This is a genomic window from Nocardioides sp. NPDC051685 (assembly GCF_044453405.1).
Taxonomy (GTDB): domain Bacteria; phylum Actinomycetota; class Actinomycetes; order Propionibacteriales; family Nocardioidaceae; genus Nocardioides.
On the sequence record NZ_JBITCR010000006.1, the window covers coordinates 326,689 to 351,934 of the forward strand.

Here is a 25,246-nt window from a genome sequence, read left to right on the forward strand (position 1 = left end):
CGCTCGCCGCGCGCGGGCCCGCCCCCAGGCGGCCCTACACACCCCCGGCCCCTTTGTTGGTGGGGGCGCCCGCGCCCCCGGTGGGGGGCCCCCAACCCTGGGTGCCGCCCCCCACAACTGATTTCTCGGCTCGCCAGAACTGAGGATTCGGCTGGTCAGTCTTCGGGGTCGTCGAGGCGGGCCAGCCAGGTGGCGAGCCGCTCGATGGCGGTCTCGTGCTCGGGGTGTACGTCGACGAATGCCTGGAGCTGCTCGGCCAGCCAGGCGAGGGTGACCTCCTCGTCGCCCCGACGGGTGACGAGCTCCTCGATGCCGCGGTCGGTGAAATACATGGCGTCAGTCTTTCATTCTGCGTTCAGTGGTGCGTCGGAGGCCGGGCCTCCGGAGAGGCCGCGTACGACCATGCCGAGGGTGGCGTTGATCAGCCGATCACGCTCGGAGTCGGGGCATGTGCGGTAGGGCCCGTCGACGAGCAGGACCGCGAGGCCGTGGACGGTGGACCAGGCCGCCGTCTCGGCGTCGGGGCGAAGCTCGGGGGCCAGCCAGCCGGCCGCGACGAGGTCGTCGAGGGCTGTGGTGAGGAAGGCGTAGGGCGGGGCTTCGGCGAGGAATACGGACATCTCCCCGGGCGGGTGTGGGTCTCCGTCGTGCGGGCGGAGGAAGGCAGTGCGGAACAGTCCGGGCTGCGCGAGTGCGAAGCGGATATAGCCGCGGCCGGCTGCGGCGAGGCGTTGCACGGCGGCCTCGGCCGGGTGCGGGGCCGGCTTCTCGGCGGCCAGGAGGTCGAGGATCGTCGCGGCCAGGCGGTCCATTGCCTCGTGCTTGGCGGCGTCGAGCAGGTCGGCCTGGTTGGCGAAGTGGCGGTAGGTCGCGGTCGGGGTCACGCCGACCGCGCGCGCCGCGGCGCGGATGGTCACCGCGTCCGGACCGCCCTCCTCGGCGAGCGCCGCGGCCGCCTCGACCAGCGCGTTGCGGAGGTCGCCGTGGTGGTAGGGCCGGGCGCCCTCGTCCGAGCTCTCTGAGGATTTCACGGAATTCATGTTGACACCTGCCCACATCGGAGGGAAAGTTAACACCTGCAAAGTTTACACCTGCCCACATTCCTCTGGAGGACTCATGTTCCACCGACTCGGCACCCTCGTGGTGCGAAATCCGCGCCGGGTCCTGGTGATCGGCCTGGTCGCCCTCCTCGGCGCGATCTACCTGGCCACCTCGGCCTTCGGCAAGCTCGACGACGCCGGCTTCGACGACCCCGCCTCGGAGAGCAGCCGCGCGGCCACCGCGCTGGAGGAGGGCTTCGGCAACGAGGCCGGGTTCCTCCTGACCGTCAGCGCCGCCCACGGCACGGTGACCGAAGGTGCCGCTGCCAAGGACGCCCGGGCGCTCGTGGACCGTCTCCGAGCCGATGACGACCTGACCGACGTCGTCTCCTACCTCGACGCACCCGGGCCCGGCATGATCTCCGATGACGGCACCCACGGACTGATCTCCGTCGGCGCGAAGGACCCCGACAGCGTCGACGCCGCCGGGGTGATCGACCGCTACACCGATGACACCGCGACCGACCGCACCACGACGGTCCATGTCGGAGGCCAGCTCGCGACCTTCGAGGAGGTCGGAACCCAGATCGGAGCCGATCTCGGCCTCGCCGAGGCGATCGCGATCCCGCTGATGATCGCCCTGCTGGTGCTCGCCTTCGGCAACGTGGTCGCGGCCTTCGTCACGATCGGGGTCGGCGGGTTCGCCATCGCCGGCACCTTCGCCGAGCTCTCGGTGCTCGGCAGCTTCACCGACGTCTCCATCTACGCCCTCAACCTGACGACCGGCCTCGGGCTCGGCCTCGCGGTGGACTACGGGCTGCTGATGGTCGCGAGGGTCCGCGAGGAGCGAGCCGCCGGCGCGGACCATGCCGACGCCGTCGTGCGCGCCGTGGAGACCGCCGGCCGGACCATCGTCTTCAGCGCCACGACGGTCGCCGTCTCACTGGCCTCGCTGCTCGTCTTCCCGCTCTACTTCCTGCGCTCCTCGGCGTACGCCGGCATCGGGGTCATGATCATCACCGCCGTCGTCGCGGTCGTCCTGCTCCCCGCCACGATCACGCTCCTGGGCGACCGGATCGACGCGATCCGCGTCCCCGGCGTACGGGGCCTCCGCGGCGGCGCGGCCCCGTTCTGGACCCGCCTGGCCGGCTTCGTCACCAAGCGGCCCTGGGTCGCGCTCCCCGTCGTCGCCGTCCTGCTCGTGATGGCCACGCCCCTGGCCGGCATCGAGTTCGGCACCCCCGACGACCGGGTCCTCCCGACATCCGCCGGCAGCCGCCAGGCCGGTGATCTGCTCCGCGACGAGTTCGGCGGCGATGGCACCAGCCCCATCCGCGTCGTGACGACCTCGGCCGTCGCCGACGACAGCCTCGGCACCTACGCCGCCGACCTCTCCCGGATCGACGACGTCGACCGTGTCGACACCCGCGTCGGGAGGTACGTCGACGGTGCCCTCGTCTCGAAGACACCGGCTCTCCCGCCCGGCGACGGCGCGGACGAGCTGGCCGTCGTCAACCAGCTCGACCGCCAGTCCGAGGAAGCGCGCGACCTGGTCCGGGACGTACGCGCCGTCCCCTCGCCAGAAGGAACCACAGCGCTCGTCGGCGGTGGCGCCGCGGAGCTGCTGGACTCGCTCGACGCGATCGGCGCCAAGCTGCCGTACGCCGTCGGTGGGCTGGCCATTGCGATGGTGGTGATCCTGTTCCTGTTCACCGGCAGTCTGGTCCAGCCGTTGCGGGCGCTGGCGCTCAACGTCATCGGCCTCGGCGCGACGGTCGGCACGACCGTGGTGATCTTCCAGGAGGGCTTCGGCGCCGATCTTCTCGGCTTCACCGCGATGCCGCTCAACGTCTCGATGGTCGTCCTGCTGCTGGTGATCGCGTTTGGACTGTCGATGGACTACGAGGTCTTCGTGCTCGGCCGGATCACCGAGATGCGCCGGCGCGGGCTGGGCGACGTCGAGGCGGTCGTGCAGGGCCTGGCCCACACCGGCCGGATCGTCACCACGGCCGCCGCCCTGATCGCGACCAGCTTCTTCGCGTTCATGGTCAGCGACATCAGCTTCATGAAGTTCTTCGGCCTCGGGGTCGGGCTGGCGATCCTCATCGACGCCGTCCTGATCCGCGGCATCCTCCTGCCGGCAGCCATGCGGATGCTCGGCGAAGCCGCCTGGTGGGCGCCGCGCCCGCTGCGACGCCTCCACACGAAGGTGGGGCTGAGCGAGGAGCCGGTCCCGGTCCCGGTCTAACCAAAACCACACCGAGTCGGCGCGTCAGAACGCGCCGACTCGGCGTTGGGGTTCGATCCGGGGATCAGGCGAAGGCGCGCTCGATGAGCTCCTTCTGCTCGACCGTGTGCCGCTTGATGGTGCCGACGGCGGTGGTGGAGGAGGCCGGGCGGGTGATCGGCTCGACCTCGCGGCCCAGCTCGGGGACCACGTTGAGGTAGTAGCTCGGCCACGGACCCTGGTTGAAGGGCTCGTCCTGGACCCACTTGACCTTGGCGTTGGGGTACTTCGCGAGCTCGGTCGCGAGCTGCTCGGTCGGCCAGGGGTAGAGCTGCTCGACGCGGACGATCGCGACGTCCTCGCGGCTGCGCTTCTTGCGCTCCACGGCGAGGTCCCAGGTCAGGCGGCCGGAGACCAGCAGGACGCTGGTGACCTTCGAGGCGTCCGCCTCGGAGTCAGCGATGACCGGCTGGAACGAGCCCGAGGTGAAGTCGGCCGGCTGCGAGGCAGCCTCCTTGCGGCGCAGCATCGACTTCGGGGTGAAGACGATCAGCGGACGGTGCTCGGCACCGAGGGTGTGCGTACGCAGCAGGTGGAAGTAGGACGCCGGGGTCGAGGGCTGAGCCACGACCATGGCCTCGTCGGCGCACAGGGTGAGGAACCGCTCGATGCGCGCCGAGGAGTGGTCGGCGCCCTGGCCCTCGTAGCCGTGCGGCAGCAGCAGCACGACGCCGGAGTCCTGACCCCACTTGGTCTTGCCGGCCGAGATGTACTCGTCGATCACCGACTGGGCGCCGTTGACGAAGTCACCGAACTGCGCCTCCCACATGACCAGCGCCTCGGGACGCGCGACCGAGTAGCCGTACTCGAAGCCGAGCGCGGCGTACTCCGAGAGCAGCGAGTCGTAGACGTAGAACTTCGCCTGCTCCTCGGTGAGGTTGTTCAGCGGCGTCCACTCGTCGGCGTTCTTGCGGTCGATGATCGTGGCGAAGCGCGACGCGAAGGTGCCGCGACGCGAGTCCTGACCGGCCAGACGCACCGGACGGCCGTCGAGCAGGAGCGAGCCGAAGGCGAGGATCTCGCCGGTGCCCCAGTCGATGTTGCCGTCGGTGATCGCGGTCGCGCGACGCTGCAGCTGCGGCATCACCTTCGGGTGGACCGTGAAGCCCTCCGGCGGGGTGACGTACGCATCGGCGATCCGCTTCAGCACATCGTTGGTGATCGCGGTGACGGTCTCGCCGGCAGGCTTCTCGGGGTAGTCCGGGACGGTCTCCCAGGCCTGCGGCATCTTGTCGGCGTCGCGCACCTCGGTGAAGACCTGCTCCAGCCGGGCCTGGTACGCAGCCAGCACCTGCTCCGCCTCCTCGATCGTGATGTCACCACGACCGATCAGCGACTCGGTGTAGAGCTTGCGGACCGAGCGCTTCTGCTCGATCAGGTCGTACATCATCGGCTGGGTGAACGACGGGTCGTCACCCTCGTTGTGACCGCGGCGGCGGTAGCAGATGAGGTCGATGACGACGTCCTTGTTGAACGCCTGGCGGTATTCGAAGGCGAGCCGCGCGACCCGCACGCAGGCCTCCGGGTCGTCGCCGTTCACGTGGAAGATCGGCGCCTGGACCATCCGCGCGACGTCGGTCGCGTAGAGGGACGACCTGGACGACCCGGGAGAGGTCGTGAAGCCGACCTGGTTGTTGATGACCAGGTGGACGGTGCCACCGGTGCGGTAGCCGCGCAGCTGGGACAGGTTGAGCGTCTCCGCGACCACACCCTGGCCGGCGAAGGCCGCGTCACCGTGGACCAGCAGCGGCAGGACCGGGAAGACCGCGCCCTGGTCGAGCACGTCCTGCTTGGCGCGGGCGATGCCCTCCAGGACAGGGTCGACGGTCTCGAGGTGGGACGGGTTCGCGGCGACGGAGACCTTGATCGTGTCGCCCAGGTCGGAGAGGAACTCACCCTCGGCACCGAGGTGGTACTTCACGTCGCCGGAGCCCTGGACCGTGCGCGGGTCGATGTTGCCCTCGAACTCGCGGAAGATCTGGTTGTAGGACTTGCCGACGATGTTGGCGAGCACGTTGAGGCGACCGCGGTGGGCCATCCCGATCGTGACCTCGTCCAGACCGGCCTCGGCAGCGGCCTCGCAGACCTCGTCGATGACCGGGATCGCGGTCTCGCCGCCCTCGAGGGAGAACCGCTTCTGGCCGACGAACTTGGTCTGCAGGAAGGTCTCGAAGGCCTCGGCCTCGTTGAGCTTCGACAGGATCCGGAGCTGCTCCTGGCGCGGGGTCTTGTCGTAGGGCCGCTCGACGCGGTCCTGGATCCACCGGCGCTGCTCGGGGTCCTGGATGTGCATGTACTCGATGCCGGTCGTGCGGACGTAGGAGTCACGCAGGACACCGAGGATCTCGCGCAGCTTCATGAACGGCTTGCGGCCGCCGGCGAAGGAGCCGACCGGGAACTCGCGGTCGAGGTCCCACAGGGTCAGGCCGTGCGACTCGATCTGCAGGTCGGGGTGCGAACGCTGCTTGTATTCCAGCGGGTCGGTGTCGGCCATCATGTGACCACGAACGCGGTGGGCGTGGATGATCTCGCCGACCTTGACCTGCTTGGAGATCTGGTCGTCGTGGGTGGTGTCGATGTCCTGGTTCCAGCGGATCGGCTCGTAGGGGATCCGCAGCGACGCGAAGATCTCGTCGTAGAAGTCGTTCTCGCCGAGCAGGAGCTTGTGCACGGTGGCCAGGAACTCGCCGGACTGCGCGCCCTGGATGACCCGGTGGTCGTACGTCGAGGTCATCGTCATGATCCGCGAGACCGCGTTCTGGGCGAGCTTCGAGGGGGAGGCCCCCTGGAACTCGGGCGGGTAGTCCATCGAGCCGACGCCGATGATGGCGGCCTGGCCCTGCATCAGCCGCGGCACCGAGTTGTTGGTGCCGATGCCGCCGACGTTGGTCAGGCTGACCGTGGTGCCGGAGTAGTCGGACATGGACAGCTTGTTGTCCTTGGCCTTGCGGACGATGTCCTCGTAGGCCGTCCAGAAGCCGGCGAAGTCCATCAGCTCGCAGCCCTTGATGGACGGCGCGACGAGCTGGCGGGTGCCGTCCTTCTTCTGCTGGTCGATGGCGAGGCCGAGGTTGATGTGCGGCGGGGTCACCATGGTCGGCTTGCCATCGATCTCGGCGTAGGTGTTGTTCATCGCCGGCATCGCCTTGATCGCCTTGATGATGGCGTAGCCGATGAGGTGGGTGAAGGAGACCTTGCCGCCGCGGGCGCGCTTGAGGTGGTTGTTGATGACGGTGCGGTTGTCCCACAGCAGCTTGACCGGCATGTTGCGCACGGAGGTCGCGGTCGGCACCGAGAGCGACACGTCCATGTTCTTGGCGGTGGCGGCGGGGATGCCGCGCAGCGTGGTGTAGGTCGGCTCGTCGGTGACGGCGACGGCGGTCGGCTTCGGGGCGTCCTTGGGGGTGGGCGTCGCGGTGCCCTTGGCCGGCTCGGCGGCCTGCGCGTCCGGGCGCGGCTTGGCCTTCGGGGCCGGGGCCGCCTTGGCAGCCGGAGCCTCGGCCGATGCGGGGGTGGTCGGCGCGGGCGCGGTGGCCGGCGCGGGGGAGACCGGAGCCTTGGCTGCGGGGGCGGCGGGCGTGGCCGGGGCCGCGGCGCCGTTCGGCGACGCTCCAGGCTGTCCGTTGGTCTCGAAGAACTTCACCCACACGGGGTCAACACTGCTGGGATCCTTCGTGTACTGGTCGTACATCTCCTCGACCAGCCACTCGTTGGCGCCGAATTCCGCGGGGATGTCGGCAGTGTTGGGGGACGGGGTGCCTGAGGACACGGCTTGATTCGCCTCTTCCGAATTTTCGCACTGTAAGAAATGGGTTGCCCACGGGCAAGGCTATCCCCACGAACACGCAAATGCCCGACGCAGGCTCTCCCTGTGGACAGGATGTAATCCGTCCCACATCTTGCGTTACCTACCGGGTGGACTTGCAACCCGGGTCGATGTGCGTATGGTGGGCCGGTCCCGGAGCAGGTCGATGAGGTGGATTCCCCGCATGACGAGCAGCAGTACGAAGCCCCGCTGGTCGACCAGCAGGCGGGTCGCAACGGCACTCACGGCGGCGTTTCTGAGCGGCTCCGTGGCGCTCACCGGATGCGGTGGTGACGCCGAGAAACCGGCCGCTTCACCGTCCCCGTCGCCGACCCCTGCGCCCACCGTGAAGTCGGCCGCGAAGCTCATCCACGTGCAGGGCAAGTTCCCCAGGAGCCGGCACCAGGCGGTCGCCGCCAACGTGGCGAAGGTCGTCGACCGCTGGCTGCAGGCTGCGTACGTCGGGGGCGACTACCCGCGCGCGACCTCCACCTTCACCGCGAAGTCCTTCCCCGGCTTCTCCCAGGGCACCATCGCCCAGGCGGGCAAGCAGATGAGCCTGATGAGCAACGCCACGATCGCTCCCCACATCGACGGGGTCCAGGTGGTCGCCAGCGACGTCCACGTCGATCTGCTGGCCAACAACAACTACCCGGTCGGCGCGGTCGCGCGGATCCGCCTGGTCTACGACACCACGGGCGAGCGCGAGTCGCGCCAGATCGTCCGGGGCACCCTCGACATGGTGCCGACCAAGACCTCCTGGGCCGTCTTCGGCTTCAACATCACCCGCGAGGAGAAGCTGGCGCTGGACCCGTCCTCGGCGCCGTCCGCCTCGCCGAGCCCCTCGGGAGACAAGTCGTGAGCCGCATGAGCACGTTCGTACGCCGCCGTCTGCTGACCACGCTCGCGCTCGGCGTGGTGCTCGCGCTGACCGCCCTCTTGGTCCCGGACGCCGAGGTCGCCGAGCCGCGCGCGGAGCTGATCGCGACCAAGTGGGCCAAGGGCCTCGACGTCGCCAAGTTCACCCGCAAGGGCGGCACCATCTGGGTCCTCGCCGTCGGCTCGGACGCCCGCCCCGGCCAGAAGGTCACCCGCACCCGTGGCGACGCGCTGCACCTGATCGGCTTCAACCCGTCCTCGGGCTATGCCACCGACATCAGCATCCCGCGTGACTCCTACGTCAACATCCCCGGCCACGGACGCGACAAGATCAACTCGGCGCTCCTCTACGGAGGCCCGAAGCTGATGGGCCGCGCCGTCGGCAACCTGGTCGGTGTCCAGCCGCAGTACGTCTTCGTCACCTCCTTCTCCGGGATGAGCGACATGGTGATCGGGGTCGGCGGCGTCGACGTCGACAACCCGCGTGCCTTCAGCGATCCGTACGTCGCGCCCTACGGCTTCAAGAAGGGGAGGATCCACATCAACGGCCCGCACTCGGTCGACTTCGCGCGGGCCCGCAAGACGCTGCCCGGCGGCGACTTCGACCGCTCGGCCAACCAGTCCCGGGTGATCCGCGGCATCCACCGCAAGATCGTCGCCCGGCAGCACGACGTGGGCTTCAAGGCCAAGGGCGTCTCGCTGGTGATGAGGAAGATGCACACCACCGGCCTCTCCCCGCGTGACCTCTACCAGCTCGCCAGCGCTGTCGCCGCGATCAACCCGTCGAAGGTCCGCACGTGCGTGGTTCACGGCGGGATCGGCAACGCCGGCGCGGCCAGCGTCGTCTTCCCCAACGTCGGGGCGGCCCGGGCGATGGGCGACGACGCGCGCAAGGACGGCCGGCTCAACCGCGGCTGCCGGGGCTAGCTGCGGCGGGCGAGCACGAAGTCGCGCACCAGCGGCGCGACCCGCTCGGGATGGTCGGCGACCACCCAGTGCGAGCCCTCGACCTCGTGGACCGTCAGGTCCGCGACGTACGGCGCCGGAGCCTCGGCCGCCAACGCACGGCTGACGTAGGCGTCACCGACCGGGGCGATGACCTGGACGGGGACGGGGACCGGCCGTGGCTGCGGGCGGCCCATCCGGGCGATCGCGTTGGCGCGGTAGAGCTCGAGGCCGTTGATCCGGTCGGCCCGGGTGCGGTCGACGGCCGATCCGCCGACGATCCGGTCGAGGATGCCGGAGCGCCAGGCGAGCTCGGGGACCAGCGGGGCCTGGAGGAAGCCGATGTAGGTCGACCCCGCCCCCTGCTTGAGCCGCTCGAGGACGCCACGGGCAGTCCTGCCGGGCGTACGCAGCCAGGCCCCGGTCTGGTCCAGGCTCGGCCCCGAGATCGAGGTGAACGAGGCGATCCGCTCGGACGGTACGTTGCCGGCGACGGCCTCCCAGGTCTGGGTCGAGCCCCAGTCGTGGGCGAGCAGGTGCACCGGCGCCGACGGGCTGACCGCGTCGATGACGGACCGCAGGTCCGCGTTGAGCTGATCGATCAGGTAGCCCGCCCGGGTGGCCGGCGCCTGGGAGCTGCCGTGGCCGCGTACGTCGTAGGTCACGATCCGCAGCTCGCTGCCGAGGATCCTGACCAGCGGGAGCCACACGCTGGAGTTGTCGGGATAGCCGTGGACACAGACCAGCGTGGGGCGGGTGTCGCCGGGGGACCCGAAGTCGGTGACGGCCAGCCGGAGCCCGTCGGTGGTCGTCACGTAAAGACTGCTCACCGGGGCGAGGCTAGTCGCGCGGCGACCATGCCGACGTGACACGATTCGCCCCATGGACATCAGCTATCCGGTCACGATCGCCGCGGCCCGCACCTGGTTCAAGCTCGGCGACATCAAGATCAACATGACCGGCGCGGAGCACATCCCCGAGAAGGGCGGTGCCCTGCTGGCGGTCAACCACCTCTCCTTCGTCGACTACATCATGGCCGGGTTCCCCGGTGCCGAGCGTGGCCGGCTGACCAGGTTCATCGCCAAGAAGGAGGTCTTCGACCACCCGGTCGGCGGCCCGGTGATGCGCTCGTTCCACCACATCCCGATCGACCGCAGCTACGGCGCGGCGGGCATGAAGAAGGCCGTCGAATACCTCCGGAACGGTGAGATCGTCGGGATCTTCCCCGAGGCCACGATCTCGCGCTCGTTCCTGATCAAGGACCTCAAGACCGGCACCGTACGCATCGCCGCCGACGCCGGCGTCCCGCTGATCCCGGTCGTGCTGTGGGGCACCCAGCGGATCATGACCAAGGGCCAGAAGATCGACCTGTCGCGGCACAAGACGATCGGCATCGAGATCGGCCCGCCGCTCCCGGTGACCGGTGAGGACCCGGCAGCGGAGACCGCAGCGCTCAAGTCACAGATGGAAGCCATGCTCGACCGGCTGATCAAGGCGCACCCGGCCGACGAGCAGCCCCCGGGCTCGTGGTGGCTGCCGAAGGCATACGGCGGCTCCGCCCCGACGCTCGAGGAGGCCGAGGCGATGTACGCCGAGGAGCGCAGGCTTCGCGCTCAGCGGAAGGCCGCGAAGCGGAAGTCCTAGGACGCGGCCCAGCTGCTAGGTGGTGACGACGGCATGCTCGGCCGTTGTCATCGCGGTGATCGCGACATCGAGGAGCTCATCGACGACGTCGTCGTAGCTGTGGGTGTTGCCCCAGAGAGGGCGCAGTCGGGGATTCATACCGGTGGCTTCGACGAGGGCGGCGATCGCTTCGCCGGCCTCTTCGCTCACCTTCGCAACTCTCCCCCAGAGAACGGCTTCGGCGTCGCTATCGCCCTGGGACTCATCGAGCCACCGGGACAGATACGCGAGCAGAGCCGGCGTAGCGTCGGTCATGCGGTCGGAGTCTAGGGCGATCCTCGTAATTCGGTCGAGCCTTAGGTTTCCGAGCCTGCGTCGTCGCGAGGAACCAGCGACGGCGCAACGCGAGGAGGTCGAGCGAGCGCAGCGGGTGAGCCTGCGAACCCGCGAAGCGGGTCGAGACCCGCTTCCGAGACCCAGTTATCCCACGGGCTGGTAGACGCCGAGCCGATTTCCGGATGGGTCGGTGAAGATGAACCGGCGCCCGCCGGGGTAGTCGTAAGGCGCTTCCGCGATCGTCCCGCCGGCCTTCTCGACGGCCGCCACCGCGGCCTCAGCCGAAGGCGACCTCGAAGCCCTTGCCGCGGAAGGAGCCGAGCTTGGTGGCCTCGCGGAGGTAGGCGAGCGGGCCGTCGGGGTCGAAGGTCCAGGTGCCGCGGGCGGGCAGGAGCTTGGCGCCGCCCTTCATGGTGAGCCAGGCGGTGTCGGGGTGCTCCTCGATGCCGGGCTGCTCGACGTTGCCCTGCATCGGGAGACGCGGGGCGAGCTGGGTGACGTCGCTGAACCTCGCCGTCGCGATCGGGCCCTCGTCGTGGCTCGTTTCCCAGGTGTGGGTCGCCAGTGGTCCCCTGGCCGACGACTCCCCGCTGAACTTGGCCAGCCCCTTCGGGATCGCCCACAACGTACGGCCGCCGGCCACGGAGTCGGGGGAGTCCACCCAGATGTCGACCACGCTCACCGCCTTCTTCCCGTTGGATGCGGTGATCACCCGGGCGGAGAGGAGCTCGTGGTAGGTCAGCGGGCTCGGCTCGGTGTAGTCGACCAGCGCGACGGCGTAGATCCCCTTCGGATGCCGCTCGTCGACATCGTGGCCGAGCCGGAAGACCGAGAGCCACATCGATCCGTGCATGTGCCAAGGGGCTGGGGGATAGCTGGTCACGTGGGTCTCCCAGATTCTTGGTTGGTCCGTGTCGAAGCGGTCGAGCTCGGTTCGACGCGTGGGTGTGTGGCGATCGTCGCCACGATCTACCAAGGAGACCAGAGATGACCGACCAGGTGAAGGGCCCCGCCTCCTACTTCCCGTCCATCGAGAAGAAGTACGGCCGCCCGATCGCGGAGTGGCAGCAGATCGTCCGCGACTGCGGGATCACCAAGCACATGCAGATCGTGGCGCACCTGAAGAGCGAGTACGGCCTCGGGCACGGTCACGCCAACGCCCTCGTCGCACACACGCTTGCCGAGGGGTTGTGACCGGCGTTCGTCAGAAATCTGGTGCGAAGTAGGCGGAGGGCACCGTGTCCGTCAGCCAGACGTTGTTGTCGGTGCGCCAGAAGATGTGCCCATCGACGTGCATCTTCGCTGCGTCGACCCGGAAGACGACGAAGTCGCCACGGCGTGCGCCGACGCGCTCCGCGGTCTCGCGGTCGGGGGAGAGGTGGACGTGATGGCGCCGGCGCCGATCGAGGCCCGAGGTCATGATCGACTCGATGTTGGCGCGTGGTGTGCCGTGGAAGAGCACTGCTGGAGGTTCGGAGGGAGTGAGGTCCAGGTCGACCTCGACGGTGTGTCCCTGCCTCGCTCGGATCCGGTCGAGCGTCGCGTCGATCTCGAAGCGCTGCTTGTCGTTGCAGCGTACGACTCGGTCGACGTCATCGCGAGTCATCGGGGAGCCGTGGGCGGCGAGAGCGTCGAGGAGACTGGGCAGATCGACCCAGCCGTGCGGGTCCAGCTCGACGCCCACGGACTCCGGGCGGTGCCTCAGCACCAGTGAGAGCCGCTTGGAGCGGCGTACGTCTGTGTTGTCCATGCTGGCCACAGACTGGCATGCCGGCGGCCTCGGCCGCTGCTGGTTATCGGTGAGAAATGAAAGAGACCGCTGGTCACCCAGCGGTCTCATCTGTGCCCCCGGCAGGAATCGAACCTGCGGCCTACGGTACCGGAAACCGGCGCTCTATCCCCTGAGCTACGGAGGCGGTGCACCGCCTGAGCGGTGCAGATGGAACCCTACAGGCTGGGACGGATAACGGTGAAACCGACTGGCGCTTATACGCTGGTCCTCGTGACTCCTGAGCAGCTTTCCACCGCGGTCGTCGATGTCCTCACCGCGCTCGTCGATGAGGGTGCGATCACCCTTCCCGACGGCGTTCCGAGCACTGTCACGGTGGAGCGACCCAGGCAGAAGGGGCACGGCGACTACGCCACCAACGTGGCGCTGCAGCTGGCGAAGAAGGCGGGGACGAACCCGCGCGCGCTGGGCGAGCAGATCGCCGCGAAGCTCACCGAGACCGACGGGATCGCCGACGTCGAGATCGCCGGTCCCGGGTTCCTGAACATCTCCGTCGAGGCCGGCGCCCAGGGCAAGCTGGCGGGCGAGATCGTCGCCGCCGGGGCGGCCTACGGCAACAACGACTCCTTCGCGGGCCACAACATCAACCTGGAGTTCGTCTCCGCCAACCCGACCGGCCCGCTGCACCTCGGTGGCGTCCGCTGGGCCGCGGTCGGTGACGCGCTCGGTCGTGTCCTGGAGGCGTCCGGGGCCGAGGTCACCCGGGAGTACTACTTCAACGACCACGGCGGCCAGATCGACCGCTTCGCGCGGAGCCTACTCGCCTGGGCCCAGGGCCGGCCGGTCCCGGAGGACGGCTACGGCGGTGCGTACATCGAGGAGATCGCCAAGCAGGTCCTCGCCAAGGAGCCGAACGCGCTCGAGAGCGACGACCCGCAGGAGGTCTTCCGGTCGATCGGCGTGGAGCTGATGTTCGCGGAGATCAAGCAGAGCCTGCACGACTTCAACGTCGACTTCGACGTCTACTTCCACGAGGACAACCTCCACAAGTCCGGAGCCGTGGACCGCGCCATCGCGAAGCTTCGCGAGCTCGGCAACGTCTACGAGAAGGACGGCGCGATCTGGCTGGCGACCGAGAAGTTCGGTGACGACAAGGACCGCGTCGTCATCAAGGCCGACGGCAACGGGGCCTACTTCTCCGGCGACCTCGCCTACTACCTCGACAAGCGCGAGCGTGGCTTCGACCGCTGCTTCATCATGCTGGGCGCCGACCACCACGGCTACGTCGGCCGGATGATGGCGATGTGCGCCGCCTTCGGCGACACGCCCCACGAGAACCTCGAGATCCTGATCGGCCAGATGGTCAACCTCCTCAAGGACGGCCAGCCGATGCGGATGTCGAAGCGTGCCGGCACCGTGGTCACCATCGACGACATCGTCGAGGCGATCGGGGTGGACGCGGCCCGCTACGCGCTGGCCCGTTACTCCAGCGACTCCAACATCGACATCGACCTGGACCTGTGGGCCAAGGCCGACAGCGCCAACCCGGTCTACTACGTGCAGTACGTCCATGCCCGCACCTGCCGGATGATGGCCAACGCCGCCGACCTCGGCATGGCGATCGACCTCGACACCTTCGACCCCTCGCTGCTCACCCATGAGCGTGAGGGCGAGCTGCTGCGTGCGCTCGCCGAGCTGCCGCGCGTGGTCGCGACCGCCGCCGAGCTGCGCGAGCCCCACCGGGTCGCCCGCTACCTGGAGGACACCGCCGGGATCTTCCACCGCTGGTACGACGATGACGACTGCCGCATGCTGCCCAAGGGCGACGAGCCGGTGGCCCCCGTCAACCTGGCCCGGCTCGCGCTCGTCTCCGCCGCGCGCACCGTCTTCGCCAACGGCCTCGGGCTGCTCGGCGTCTCCGCCCCGGAGCGGATGTGATGGCCGGCCACACCTCCCCGGGCTCCTTCACCGGCACCTCCCCGGTGTGGCTGAAGACCCCGGACGACGTCAACGCCCTCGTCCCCGCGCTGTGGTCGGCGACGGCCGAGAAGGACGCGAACGGTGTGCTCACCGTCGGTGGCGTCGCCGTGCCCGACCTGGTCGCGAACATCAACACACCTGCGTACGTCCTGGACGAGGCGGACTTCCGCGAGCGGGCCCGCGCGTTCCGTGACGCCTTCACCGGCTACGACGTCTACTACGCCGGCAAGGCGTTCCTGTGCACCGAGGTGGCGCGCTGGGTGGCGCAGGAGGGGCTCTGCCTCGACGTCTGCTCCAACGGCGAGCTCTCGGTCGCTCTGCGGGCCGAGGTGGACCCGGCGAAGATCGGCTACCACGGCAACAACAAGACCCCTATGGAGCTGCGCCGCGCGATCGTCGCCGGCGTCGGGCGGATCATCGTCGACTCCTTCGCCGAGGTCGAGCGGGTCGCCGCGATCGCCGCCGAGACCGGCATCACCGCCCGCGTGATGGTGCGGGTCACCGCAGGCGTCGAGGCTCACACCCACGAATACATCGCCACCGCCCACGAGGACCAGAAGTTCGGCTTCTCGATCTCGTCCGGGGACGCCTTCGAAGCCGTACGCCGCCTGCTGGCCGCGCCGAACGTCGAGCTGCGCGGGCTCCACTCCCACATCGGCTCCCAGATCTTCGACTCCTCCGGGTTCGAGGTCGCGGCCCGGCGGGTGCTGGCGCTGCAGGCCCGGATCCGTGACGAGCTCGGCACCGAGCTGCCCGAGATGGACCTCGGTGGCGGCTTCGGCATCGCCTACACCACCCAGGACGACCCCTCGACCCCCAAGGCGTTGGCCGAGGAGCTCACCGCGATCGTCGAGCACGAGTGCCGCGGCTTCGGCCTCGCGGTGCCCCACCTATCGATCGAGCCGGGCCGGGCCATCGTCGGTCCCTCGATGTGCACCGTCTACACGGTCGGCACGGTCAAGGAGGTCGCCCTCGACGGGGGCGTGACGCGGACCTACGTGAGCGTCGACGGCGGGATGAGCGACAACATCCGCACGGCTCTCTACGACGCCGACTACTCCGCCACCCTCGCCGGGCGTTCCTCGTCCGCCGGGCCAGTGCTCGGTCGCGTGGTCGGGAAGCACTGCGAGGCCGGCGACATCGTGGTCAAGCACGAGTTCCTGCCCGCCGACATCGCCCCCGGCGACCTGATCGCGGTCCCCGGCACTGGTGCCTACGGTCGCTCGATGGCCTCCAACTACAACCACGCCCTGCGGCCCCCGGTCGTCGCGGTCCGCGACGGTGAGTCCCGTGTCATCGTCAGGCGCGAGACCGAGGACGACCTCTTCGCCACCGACATGGGCTGAGCGGGCGCGTTCCTCCGGCAAGGTATGCAGACGAAGGAACACATCCCTCGCGGAACTCCGCCCGGGATGTGAGCTCTTCCCTGCATACCTTGACGGAGGACCAGCCTCACGCCCGCAGCGCCCGGAGAACCGCCCGCCCACGCGGTGAGAGGCGGTAGCCGACCGGGAGGGATTCGGTGAGGCCGAGTTCCTTGAGGCGACGGATGTCGGCCTTGAACGGCTTCTTCTCACGCCCGATCGAGGCCGCGATGGTCTCGGCCAGCTCGCCGGGACGGGCTTCGATGAGCTCGAGATGCTCTCGCGTCCATGGGCCACGGCGGCTGCGCCGGTCCATGTCGGCCAGCGTCCCGATCAGCGCGTCGGTCTCCTTCTTCCCGGGTCGTTTCGTACGCAGGGCGATCCGCTCGTCGTCGTCGCCGCCGTAGCGCATCTCGATCCGATAGACCTCGCCGTCCTTGCGGGACAGGAACGCCAGCAGGTCCGCGAGCGTCGTACCCGCCCGGCGGGCGTCGTCCTCGGTCAGCGAGTCCGCGGACACCGGTGCGACCGACACGAACTCCACCACGCCTATCCGGGTGCGCTGGCGACCCCCGGCGACGTGCATCGGGCGCTTCCAACGGCGGAAGGCGAGATCGACCTCGCCGGTGCGGATGCGTTCGAGGTCGGCGTTGGGGAACAGCACGCACCCATCAAACCGCGCGGAGCAGGAAATTCGGTTTCGCCTTCCCGAAATCCGAGGGTTCGTGAGCCTACGATGGGGCGCATGCCGAGGGGGGTCTACTCAGAAGGACCGCTCGCGGCGCCGTCCCAGGCGCCGCGAGCGGCCTTCGCCCGGCTGACGAAGGAACGGCGTGACAGCGTGACCCGAGCGGCCCAGACGTTCGGCTGGCCGGTGGTGTCCGGCAAGGCCGCCGCGCAGCGGCCGGTGCGCTGGGAGGTGCTGGGTCCGGACGTACGCGCCGAGCGCTGCGACCTCGTCGTCGACGGCACCTGCGACGGGATCCTGGTCGAGTACTGGCACGGCAAGGCGTCCCCCGGGAAGGGGCCCTGGCGTCCGGCCCGCTGGGTCGTGGTGCGGGTCCCGGCCCACCTGCCGAAGACGGCGGCGATGATCGGGCTCTCGCCGGGATCTGGCAACACCGGCACCGGCCGGGTGCCCACGCCGGTCTTCTTCCCGCCGGAGTTCCGGGCCAAGACCAACGTGACCACCCCCGACGGGGCGGTCATCGCGGCCGACGAGGAGCACGCGCGGTCGCTGTCCCGCTTCGCCAGCCATGTCGTCGACGAGCGGCTGTGGGTGGTGGCCCGCGACGACGCGATCACCGTCACCACCGACGTGGAGCCGGACGCGGAGGAGCTGCTCCGCCGCGTACGCCTGGCGCGGGACGTCGCCGCGGTGCTCCGGCCGATCCCGGAGCTCGCCTGAGGGTTCCGGAAATCTCTTGACCTCAAGTCAACTTGAGCAGGTTGACTCGAGGCATGCGAGCGATCAGACAGCACGAGTTCGGCGGCCCGGAGGTCCTGCGCGTCGAGAAGGTGCCCGACCCGACCCCAGGTCCGGGCCAGGTACGCATCAGGGTGGAGGCCGCCGGCGTCCACCGTCTCGACACCTCGATCAGAGCGGCCGCCCTGCCGCCGACGATGCCGCGCCCGGACCTCCCGATGACGCCCGGCCGCGAGGTCGCCGGGATCGTCGACCAGATCGGTGAGGGCGTCGACGAGGCCTGGCAGGGCGCGAAGGTCGTCGCCCACCTCGGCCCGGGGAGCAGCGGCGGCTACGCCGAGCTCGCCGTCGCCGACGAGCAGCAGCTCTACCGACGCCCCGACGGCCTCGACTCAGCGGCCGCTGTCGCCGCCATCGGCACCGGACGCACGTCGGCGGCGGTGCTCGAGGCCGCCGAGATCACTCCCGACGACGTCGTCGTGGTCACCTCGGCAGCCGGCGGCATGGGCGCGATCCTGCTCCAGGGCATCCGCAACGCGGGCGCTCGTGCGATCGGTCTCGCGGGTTCGGAGGCGAAGCTGGAGATCGCTCGTGGCTTCGGTGCGCAGACGGCCATCGACTACCGCACCGACGACTGGCTGCGGGTCCTCCGAGAGGAGGAACCCCGGATCACGGTGCTCCTCGACGGGCTCGGGGGTGACGTACCCCGGCAGGTCTACGCCCAGCTGGAGCCCGAAGGCCGGATGGTCCGGTTCTCCGGCGACCAGGACGGCTACCAGGGCGGCGCGAAGATCATCGACATCCTCGGGCCCTGGGTCCAGGGCCGGATCAAGGAGTTCGAGCAGGCCTCGCTCGAGGCCGCCGCGGACGGCAGCCGCACGCCGTACGTCGGCTCGTCCTTCCCGCTGGCCGAGGCGGCGGAGGCCCACCGTGCGCTGGAGGCCCGCGAGACGACCGGCAAGGTGGTCCTGCTGACCTGAGCCGAGCCGGGCCGAGGTGTCCGCGCCTAGAGCGGAAGTCGGTCCCTGGAGCCTGTCCCGGATACCCTTGGGCGCGTGAGCAGCAACAAGACGACCGCGCACGCCGTCAAACCCCTGGGCGTCGCCGTCCTCGGCTGCGGTGTGGTCGGGTCCCAGGTGGTCCGGCTCCTGCTCGAGGGCGATGCGGATCTCGCCGCCAGAGTGGGTGCGCCGCTGGAGCTCAGAGGCGTGGCCGTACGCCGCCTCGACGCTCCCCGCGACGTCGAGGTGCCCGCCGAGCTGCTCACGACCGACGCCCACGGCCTGGTCGCCCGCGACGACGTCGACCTCGTGGTCGAGGTGATCGGCGGCATCGAGCCGGCCCGCGGCCTCATCCTCAAGGCGCTGGAGAACGGCGCCAGCGTCGTCACCGCCAACAAGGCCCTGCTCGCCGAGGACGGCCCGACGCTCTACGAGGCCGCCGAGAAGGCCGGCACCGACCTCTACTACGAGGCCGCCGTCGCCGGTGCGATCCCGATCCTCCGCCCGCTGCGCGACTCGCTGGTCGGCGACCACGTCACCAAGGTGATGGGCATCGTCAACGGCACCACCAACTACATCCTCGACAAGATGGACACCTACGGTGCCGGCTTCGAGGAGGCCCTCGCCGAGGCCCAGGAGCTGGGCTACGCCGAGGCCGACCCGACCGCCGACGTCGAGGGCTTCGACGCCGCCGCCAAGGCCGCGATCCTGGCGAGCCTCGCCTTCCACACCCGGGTGACCGCCAGCGACGTCTACCGCGAGGGCATCACCGAGGTGACCGCCGGCGACGTCGCCTCGGCCAAGGCCATGGGCAGCGTCGTCAAGCTGCTCGCGATCGCCGAGCTCGACGACGACGACGTCTCGGTCCGGGTCCACCCGGTGATGATCCCGCGCACCCACGCGCTGGCGACCGTACGCGGCGCCTACAACGCCGTCTTCGTCGAGTCCGCCTCGGCCGGCGACCTGATGTTCTACGGCCAGGGCGCGGGCGGCGAGCCCACCGCAAGCGCGGTCCTGGGCGACCTGGTCACCATCGGGCGCAACAAGGCCCTCGGCACCCGCGGCTTCGGCGAGTCCGCCTACGCCGACCGTGCGGTGCGCCCGATGGGCGAGACCGTCACCCGCTATCACGTCAGCCTCGACGTGGCCGACAAGGCCGGCGTGCTCGCTGCCGTCGCGACCGCCTTCTCCGAGCACGGCGTCTCGATCAAGGCCGTACGTCAAGAAGGCCGAGGCGAGGACGCTCAGCTCGTCGTCGTCTCCCACGAGGCCCCCGATGCCGCGCTCGCGGCGACCGTGCAGCACCTGCGCGAGATGGAGTACGTCCGCGACGTCGCCTCGGTGATGCGCGTAGAAGGAGCAGTTTGATGACGACCAGTCAATGGCGCGGCGTGATCGAGGAGTATCGGACCCTCCTCGACATCCCCCAGGACACCCCGGCGGTGACGCTCGGCGAGGGTGGCACCCCGCTGGTCCACTCCGAGTGGCTCTCCGGCGCCACCAAGGGTGAGGTGTGGCTGAAGGTCGAGGGCCAGAACCCGACCGGCTCGTTCAAGGACCGCGGCATGACCGCGGCCATCTCCGTCGCCGTGCACGAGGGCGCGAAGGCGGTCGTCTGCGCCTCCACGGGCAACACGAGCGCCTCGATGGCCGCCTACGCCGCCAAGGCCGGGATCACCCCGGTCGTGCTCGTCCCCAACGGCAAGATCAGCGCCGCCAAGATGGCTCAGGCGCTGGTCCACGGCGCCGAGGTGGTCAAGGTACGCGGCAACTTCGACGACTGCCTCAAGCTCTCCCGCGCGCTCGCCGACAGCTACCCGGTCGCGCTGGTCAACTCGGTCAACCCGGTCCGCCTCGAGGGCCAGAAGACGGCGGCCTTCGAGGTCGTCGACCGTCTCGGCGACGCCCCCGACTACCACCTCATGCCGATCGGCAACGCCGGCAACCTGTCCGCCTACTGGCTCGGCTACGAGCAGTACGCCGCGACCGGCCACGCCACCAAGACCCCGGTCATGCGCGCCTTCCAGGCCGAGGGCGCCGCCCCGCTCGTGCTCGGCCACCCGGTCGAGCACCCCGAGACCAAGGCGACCGCGATCCGCATCGGCAACCCGGCCTCCTGGCAGCTCGCCGAGGCCGCGGCCGCCAAGTCCGGTGGCCGCTTCCGGGCACTCTCCGACGAGCAGATCCTCTCCGCGCAGGCCCAGCTGGCCCGCAACGACGGCGTCTTCGTCGAGCCCGCCTCGGCGGCCGGTGTCGCCGGCCTGCTCGCCGACCTCGAGGCAGGGGACACCTACGCCGGGGCCACCACGGTCATCACCGTCACCGGCCACGGACTCAAGGACACCGCCACCGCCCTGGAGTTCTTCGGCGAGCTGCCCGAGATCATCATCGACGCCGACCTCGAGGCCGCGGCGGCAGCAGCAGGGCTCGCGTAGCTCCCATGACGTTCGTAGAAGGCCCGGTGACCGTCACCATCCCGGCCACCTCCGCCAACCTGGGCCCCGGCTATGACTCGCTGGGACTGGCGCTCGACCTGCGTGACGAGCTCACCGGCGAAGTCGTGCCGGGCGGGACGTTGGAGGTCACCGTCGAGGGTGCCGGCGAGGGCACGGTCCCGCTCGACGAGTCCCACCTCGTCGTCCGCTCCATGCGGGCCGCCTTCGACATCATCGGCAAGCAGCCGGCCGGGCTGCGGCTGCACTGTCGCAACCGGATCCCGCACGCCCGCGGCCTGGGGTCGTCCTCGGCCGCGATCATCGGCGGCCTCGTGCTCGCTCGCGCCCTGGTCGCCGGGGGAGAGCTGATCCTCGACGACGACACGCTCTTCCAGAAGGCTGCCGAGATCGAGGGTCACCCCGACAACGTGGCGCCCGCCTTCCACGGTGGCTTCACGATCGCCGGCGAGGACGACGGTTTCTTTGCCGTCCGCACCGCCGTCGACCCGAGGGTCAGCGTCGTGGTCTTCGTCCCCGCGACCGGCGTCGAGACCAAGGCCGCCCGCGGGCTGCTGCCCGAGACCGTCCCGCACTCCGACGCGGCGGCCGACGCGGGACGTACGGCACTCCTGGTCGCGGCGCTGAGCGACGCGCCCGAGCACCTGCACCGAGCCACCCGCGACTTCCTCCATCAGGAATACCGCCGGCCCGCCATGCCGGAGTCGCTCGCGCTGGTCGACGAGCTGCGTGCCGACGGCGTTGCGGCGATCGTGTCGGGCGCCGGGCCCACGGTCCTGGCGTTCAGCAGCGGTGTGGAGTCGGCCGAGACGACCAAGCTCACCGCCCGCTGTCCCGAGGGCTGGACGTGCCATGCGCTGAGCGTCGACATGGACGGCGTACGCATCCTCTGACCCGCCTTCCGGGGCCCTGCTGTGATGGGCGCCATGCGTGTTAGCCTGGATGTACGTCCGTCGGGCCGTTCAGGTCTACGGACGTGCTATCCCCCTTTCGTGCCGTGCCACTTCGGTTGGCGCGCATCGGCGCGTCAGGGGTTCTGACAAACGAGCCGTCGGCGTCGTACGCCGATCGGCGATACGTGGGAAAGGACTCACGTGACTGAAACCATGGAATCCACTGCGCCGGAGCCGAACGCAGCCCCGAAGAAGCGCGGTGGCCTTGGCGGAATGCTCCTCGCCGACCTCAAGGCGATGGCGAACGGTATGGGCATCACCGGGGCGAACTCGATGAAGAAGGCCCAGCTGATCGACGCGATCAAGGCTGCCCAGGGCAGCCGTGCGCAGTCGGCGCCGGCGCCGGCGCCTGCGGAGAAGGCCGAGAAGCCTGCCGCTGAGAAGCCTGCGGAGAAGCCCGCAGAGAAGCCGGCCGAGAAGGCCGAGAAGCCCGCGGAGAAGACCGCCGAGGCTGCTGACGCCGGCAGCGAGGGTGCCCAGCGCCCGCGCCGCCAGCGCAACCAGAACCAGAACCAGAACAAGGGCGGCGGCCAGGGCGGCCAGTCCGGCCAGGGCGGTCAGTCCGGCCAGGCCGGAGGCCAGAGCAAGGGCCCGGCCAAGGCCGGCCAGCCTGCCGCCGAGAAGAAGAACGAGGACGCCCAGAAGGAGAGGCCGGCCGAGTCGGCCGACGACGCCGCCGGCGATGAGGACGGCGAGGGCGGCAGCCGCCGCAACCGTCGCCGTCGTGGTCGCGACCGCGACCGCAACCGCCCGGGCCGTGGCGAGCCGGACACGACCGTCCTCGAGGACGACGTGCTCGTGCCCGCGGCGGGCATCCTGGACGTACTCGACAACTACGCCTTCGTCCGCACCTCCGGCTACCTGCCCGGACCCGACGACGTCTACCTCTCCCTGTCGCTCGTCAAGCGCCTCGGCCTGCGCCGTGGTGACGCGATCGTCGGCCAGGTGCGCCAGCCCCGCGAGGGCGAGCGCAAGGAGAAGTACAACCCGATGGTGCGCATCGACTCGGTCAACGGTGCCGACCCCGAGGTCGCCAAGCACCGTGTCGAGTTCGACAAGCTCGCCCCGGTCCACCCCGACCAGCGGCTGCGCCTCGAGGGCGGTTCCGACCCGGTCACCGGCCGGGTCATCGACCTGATCTCGCCGATCGGCAAGGGCCAGCGCGGCCTGATCTCCTCCCCGTCGAAGGCCGGCAAGACCACGGTCCTGCAGGCGATCGCCGGCGCGATCACGGCCAACAACCCCGAGTGCCACCTGATGGTCGTGCTCGTCGACGAGCGTCCCGAGGAGGTCACCGACTTCGAGCGCAGCGTCAAGGGTGAGGTCATCGCCTCCACCTTCGACCGGCAGCCCGCCGACCACACCGTGGTCGCCGAGCTGGCCATCGAGCGGGCCAAGCGCCTGGTCGAGCTCGGTCACGACGTGGTCGTCCTGCTCGACGGGCTGACCCGCCTGGGCAAGGCCTACAACCTCTCCGTCCCGGCGTCGGGCCGGATCCTCGGCGGCGGCGTCGACTCCGCGGCGCTCTACCCGACGAAGCGGTTCTTCGGTGCGGCCCGCAACGTCGAGGACGGCGGCTCGCTGACCATCCTCGCCACGGCCGCGGTCGAGACGGGTTCGAAGACCGACGAGATCATCTTCGAGGCCTTCAAGGACACCGCCAACTCCGAGCTGCGACTGAGCGAGGAGTACGCCGAGGCCGGGATCTTCCCCGCCGTCGACGTCAACGCGTCGGGCACTCGCCGCGACGACCTGCTCTTCGCCGGTGGGGAGGGTGACGCGGTGCGCAAGCTGCGCGCCTCGCTGGCCACGCTCGACGGTGCCAAGGCCGCCTCGGTCCTGGTCGAGAAGGTCGCCGGCTCCGCCACCAACATGGTGCTGCTCAACGAGGTCGCCAAGAGCTGACTGCTGTGTGCGTCCGGGGCCGCCGGGAATTATTGGCGGCCCCAGGCGTTCACATACACTGAATCCTCGGTGCCGGTTCACGTCCCGCAACCTGCGGTGGCGACCCGGAACCCCATGTCTTGAGAGGAACCTCATGAAGTCCGACATCCACCCGACTTACGTCGAGACCCAGGTCACGTGCACCTGCGGCAACTCGTTCACCACCCGCAGCACCGTGGCCGAGGGCGCCATCCGCGCCGACGTCTGCTCCAACTGCCACCCGTTCTACACGGGCAAGCAGAAGATCCTCGACACCGGCGGTCGCGTGGCTCGCTTCGAGGCTCGCTTCGGCAAGCGCAACAAGTAGCTGCTTCCCAGCGCCGGCCCCTGCTCCGCAGGTGGCCGGCGCTGGCGTGTTTGGAGGGTTTCACCGGCGTACGAAGCGAGGCGGAGATGTCACAGTTTGAAGCAGTCGAAGGGCTGATCGAGGAGCACGAGGGGCTGGAGAAGCGGCTCGCCGAGCCCGAGACCCATGCCGACGCGCGTCTGGCGAAGAAGCTCAACCAGCGGTACGCCGAGCTGAGCTCGATCATCGACGCCTACCGCTCCTGGCAGCAGCTCGGTGACGACATCGAGGCCGCCCGCGAGCTGGCGGGGGAGGACCCCGCGTTCGCCGAGGAGGCCGCGGCGCTCGTGCCGCAGCGCGAGGAGGCCGAGGAGCGGCTGCGCCGCCTGCTCGTGCCCCGTGACCCGACCGACGACAAGGACGCCATCCTCGAGGTGAAGTCGGGCGAGGGCGGTGAGGAGTCGGCCCTGTTCGCCGGTGACCTGCTGCGGATGTACACCCGCTATGCCGAGCGTCAGGGCTGGAAGCTCGAGTTCCTCGACGCCAACGAGTCCGACCTCGGCGGCTACAAGTCGGTCACGGTCGCGGTGAAGGCGAAGGGCAACTCCGAGCCGGGCCGTGCTCCCTATGCGCTGCTCAAGTTCGAGGGCGGCGTCCACCGCGTCCAGCGGGTGCCGGTCACCGAGTCGCAGGGCCGGGTGCACACGTCGGCGGCCGGCGTCCTCGTGGTTCCCGAGGCCGAGCCGATCGACGTCGAGATCAACGACAACGATCTCCGCATCGACGTCTACCGCTCCTCGGGCCCCGGCGGCCAGTCGGTCAACACCACCGACTCGGCGGTCCGGATCACCCACATCCCCACCGGCATCGTGGTCTCGATGCAGAACGAGAAGTCGCAGCTGCAGAACAAGGAGCAGGCCATGCGCGTGCTCCGCTCGCGACTGCTCCAGGCCGCGCAGGACGCCGCCGACGCGGAGGCCTCCGACGCCCGTCGCTCCCAGGTGCGCACCGTCGACCGTTCCGAGCGCATCCGCACCTACAACTTCCCGGAGAACCGCATCTCCGACCATCGCACCGGCTACAAGGCCTACAACCTCGACCAGGTCCTCGACGGCGACCTGGAGCCGGTGATCGGCAGCGCCGTGGACGCCGATCTGGCGGCCCGCCTGGCCTCGCTCGACTCCTGACCCAGCGC

General features: G+C 69.8%; 24 protein-coding genes and 1 tRNA gene. 15 read left to right on the forward strand and 10 right to left on the reverse strand.

Translation table 11 applies throughout. The features are described from left to right. Window positions 1-155: 155 nt before the first annotated feature. Window positions 156-332, reverse strand: coding sequence for a DUF6104 family protein (locus tag ACIA03_RS19580; protein ID WP_008362094.1), 177 nt, complete (start codon window positions 330-332; stop codon window positions 156-158). Between the two features lie 12 nt (window positions 333-344). Further along, the gene (locus ACIA03_RS19585) at window positions 345-1,031 is read right to left on the reverse strand and encodes a WHG domain-containing protein (RefSeq protein WP_396985529.1); all 687 of its coding nucleotides are present in this window, start codon (window positions 1,029-1,031) and stop codon (window positions 345-347) included. Window positions 1,032-1,116: 85 nt separating this feature from the next. Between ACIA03_RS19585 and ACIA03_RS19590 the strand changes: the two genes are divergently transcribed. Further along, window positions 1,117-3,288: an MMPL family transporter gene (locus ACIA03_RS19590; protein WP_396985531.1), complete on the forward strand. Its 2,172-nt coding sequence runs from the start codon at window positions 1,117-1,119 to the stop codon at window positions 3,286-3,288. Between the two features lie 64 nt (window positions 3,289-3,352). Here the strand turns inward: ACIA03_RS19590 and ACIA03_RS19595 are convergent, their stop codons facing one another. Then, on the reverse strand, window positions 3,353-7,096 hold the full coding sequence (locus ACIA03_RS19595; RefSeq protein ID WP_396985533.1) for a multifunctional oxoglutarate decarboxylase/oxoglutarate dehydrogenase thiamine pyrophosphate-binding subunit/dihydrolipoyllysine-residue succinyltransferase subunit: 3,744 nt from the start codon (window positions 7,094-7,096) through the stop codon (window positions 3,353-3,355). Between the two features lie 220 nt (window positions 7,097-7,316). Here ACIA03_RS19595 and ACIA03_RS19600 point away from each other — a divergent pair, with 220 nt between their 5' ends. Further along, window positions 7,317-7,994 carry a hypothetical protein gene (locus ACIA03_RS19600; RefSeq protein WP_396985535.1) on the forward strand — a complete coding sequence of 226 codons (678 nt, stop codon included), beginning with the start codon at window positions 7,317-7,319 and terminating at the stop codon, window positions 7,992-7,994. Window positions 7,995-7,999: 5 nt separating this feature from the next. Beyond that, window positions 8,000-8,938, forward strand: a complete 939-nt coding sequence (locus tag ACIA03_RS19605) for an LCP family protein (protein ID WP_396985681.1) — start codon at window positions 8,000-8,002, stop codon at window positions 8,936-8,938. Here the strand turns inward: ACIA03_RS19605 and ACIA03_RS19610 are convergent. Continuing rightward, entirely contained in the window at window positions 8,935-9,786 is an 852-nt protein-coding gene (locus ACIA03_RS19610; protein WP_396985537.1) for an alpha/beta fold hydrolase, read from the reverse strand. The two genes, ACIA03_RS19605 and ACIA03_RS19610, sit on opposite strands and share 4 nt — an antisense overlap. A 52-nt stretch (window positions 9,787-9,838) precedes the next feature. Here ACIA03_RS19610 and ACIA03_RS19615 point away from each other — a divergent pair, with 52 nt between their 5' ends. Next, window positions 9,839-10,600 (forward strand): lysophospholipid acyltransferase family protein, encoded by a 762-nt coding sequence (locus tag ACIA03_RS19615; RefSeq protein WP_396985539.1) that lies wholly within the window; start codon window positions 9,839-9,841, stop codon window positions 10,598-10,600. A 15-nt stretch (window positions 10,601-10,615) separates the two neighbouring features. Here the strand turns inward: ACIA03_RS19615 and ACIA03_RS19620 are convergent, their stop codons facing one another. The 3 genes from ACIA03_RS19620 to ACIA03_RS19630 form a co-directional block, all read right to left on the reverse strand. Continuing rightward, window positions 10,616-10,894, reverse strand: a complete 279-nt coding sequence (locus ACIA03_RS19620; protein ID WP_396985541.1) for a MazG-like family protein — start codon at window positions 10,892-10,894, stop codon at window positions 10,616-10,618. A gap of 165 nt (window positions 10,895-11,059) precedes the next feature. Next, entirely contained in the window at window positions 11,060-11,185 is a 126-nt protein-coding gene (locus tag ACIA03_RS19625; protein ID WP_396985543.1) for a VOC family protein, read from the reverse strand. Between the two features lie 7 nt (window positions 11,186-11,192). Further along, window positions 11,193-11,798: an acetoacetate decarboxylase family protein gene (locus ACIA03_RS19630; protein WP_396985545.1), complete on the reverse strand. Its 606-nt coding sequence runs from the start codon at window positions 11,796-11,798 to the stop codon at window positions 11,193-11,195. Between the two features lie 104 nt (window positions 11,799-11,902). On the opposite strand from ACIA03_RS19630, the gene ACIA03_RS19635 reads away from it, so the two are divergent. Next, on the forward strand, window positions 11,903-12,109 hold the full coding sequence (locus ACIA03_RS19635; protein ID WP_396985547.1) for a DUF4287 domain-containing protein: 207 nt from the start codon (window positions 11,903-11,905) through the stop codon (window positions 12,107-12,109). A 10-nt stretch (window positions 12,110-12,119) separates the two neighbouring features. Here ACIA03_RS19635 and ACIA03_RS19640 read toward each other — a convergent pair whose 3' ends face one another. Together ACIA03_RS19640 and ACIA03_RS19645 are read right to left on the reverse strand one after the other, a co-directional pair. Beyond that, window positions 12,120-12,665: an RNA 2'-phosphotransferase gene (locus ACIA03_RS19640; RefSeq protein ID WP_396985549.1), complete on the reverse strand. Its 546-nt coding sequence runs from the start codon at window positions 12,663-12,665 to the stop codon at window positions 12,120-12,122. A gap of 93 nt (window positions 12,666-12,758) precedes the next feature. Further along, window positions 12,759-12,831 (reverse strand) — tRNA-Arg (locus ACIA03_RS19645). 86 nt (window positions 12,832-12,917) lie between these two features. On the opposite strand from ACIA03_RS19645, the gene argS reads away from it, so the two are divergent. Together argS and lysA are read left to right on the forward strand one after the other, a co-directional pair. Beyond that, window positions 12,918-14,582, forward strand: coding sequence for an arginine--tRNA ligase (gene argS, locus ACIA03_RS19650; RefSeq protein WP_396985551.1), 1,665 nt, complete (start codon window positions 12,918-12,920; stop codon window positions 14,580-14,582). Then, window positions 14,582-15,970 (forward strand): diaminopimelate decarboxylase, encoded by a 1,389-nt coding sequence (gene lysA / locus ACIA03_RS19655; protein ID WP_396985553.1) that lies wholly within the window; start codon window positions 14,582-14,584, stop codon window positions 15,968-15,970. Before argS ends, lysA begins: the two co-directional genes overlap by 1 nt. Window positions 15,971-16,076: 106 nt before the next feature. Here lysA and ACIA03_RS19660 read toward each other — a convergent pair whose 3' ends face one another. Next, complete coding sequence (locus tag ACIA03_RS19660; RefSeq protein ID WP_396985555.1) at window positions 16,077-16,652, reverse strand: hypothetical protein; 576 nt, start codon at window positions 16,650-16,652, stop codon at window positions 16,077-16,079. An 81-nt stretch (window positions 16,653-16,733) separates the two neighbouring features. On the opposite strand from ACIA03_RS19660, the gene ACIA03_RS19665 reads away from it, so the two are divergent. The 8 genes from ACIA03_RS19665 (at window position 16,734) to prfA (ending at window position 25,238) form a co-directional block, all read left to right on the forward strand. Further along, entirely contained in the window at window positions 16,734-17,396 is a 663-nt protein-coding gene (locus ACIA03_RS19665; protein ID WP_396985557.1) for a hypothetical protein, read from the forward strand. Window positions 17,397-17,449: 53 nt separating this feature from the next. Further along, window positions 17,450-18,394, forward strand: coding sequence for an alcohol dehydrogenase catalytic domain-containing protein (locus ACIA03_RS19670; protein WP_396985559.1), 945 nt, complete (start codon window positions 17,450-17,452; stop codon window positions 18,392-18,394). Between the two features lie 75 nt (window positions 18,395-18,469). Next, window positions 18,470-19,783: a homoserine dehydrogenase gene (locus ACIA03_RS19675; RefSeq protein ID WP_396985561.1), complete on the forward strand. Its 1,314-nt coding sequence runs from the start codon at window positions 18,470-18,472 to the stop codon at window positions 19,781-19,783. Further along, window positions 19,783-20,850 (forward strand): threonine synthase, encoded by a 1,068-nt coding sequence (thrC, locus tag ACIA03_RS19680; RefSeq protein WP_396985564.1) that lies wholly within the window; start codon window positions 19,783-19,785, stop codon window positions 20,848-20,850. The genes ACIA03_RS19675 and thrC overlap by 1 nt, the downstream gene beginning before the upstream one ends. A gap of 5 nt (window positions 20,851-20,855) precedes the next feature. Further along, entirely contained in the window at window positions 20,856-21,761 is a 906-nt protein-coding gene (gene thrB, locus ACIA03_RS19685; protein WP_396985566.1) for a homoserine kinase, read from the forward strand. A gap of 213 nt (window positions 21,762-21,974) precedes the next feature. After that, complete coding sequence (gene rho, locus ACIA03_RS19690; protein WP_396985568.1) at window positions 21,975-23,726, forward strand: transcription termination factor Rho; 1,752 nt, start codon at window positions 21,975-21,977, stop codon at window positions 23,724-23,726. 133 nt (window positions 23,727-23,859) lie between these two features. Further along, window positions 23,860-24,072: a 50S ribosomal protein L31 gene (gene rpmE / locus ACIA03_RS19695; RefSeq protein WP_008362128.1), complete on the forward strand. Its 213-nt coding sequence runs from the start codon at window positions 23,860-23,862 to the stop codon at window positions 24,070-24,072. 86 nt (window positions 24,073-24,158) lie between these two features. Further along, on the forward strand, window positions 24,159-25,238 hold the full coding sequence (prfA, locus tag ACIA03_RS19700; RefSeq protein ID WP_396985571.1) for a peptide chain release factor 1: 1,080 nt from the start codon (window positions 24,159-24,161) through the stop codon (window positions 25,236-25,238). Window positions 25,239-25,246 lie beyond the last annotated feature (8 nt).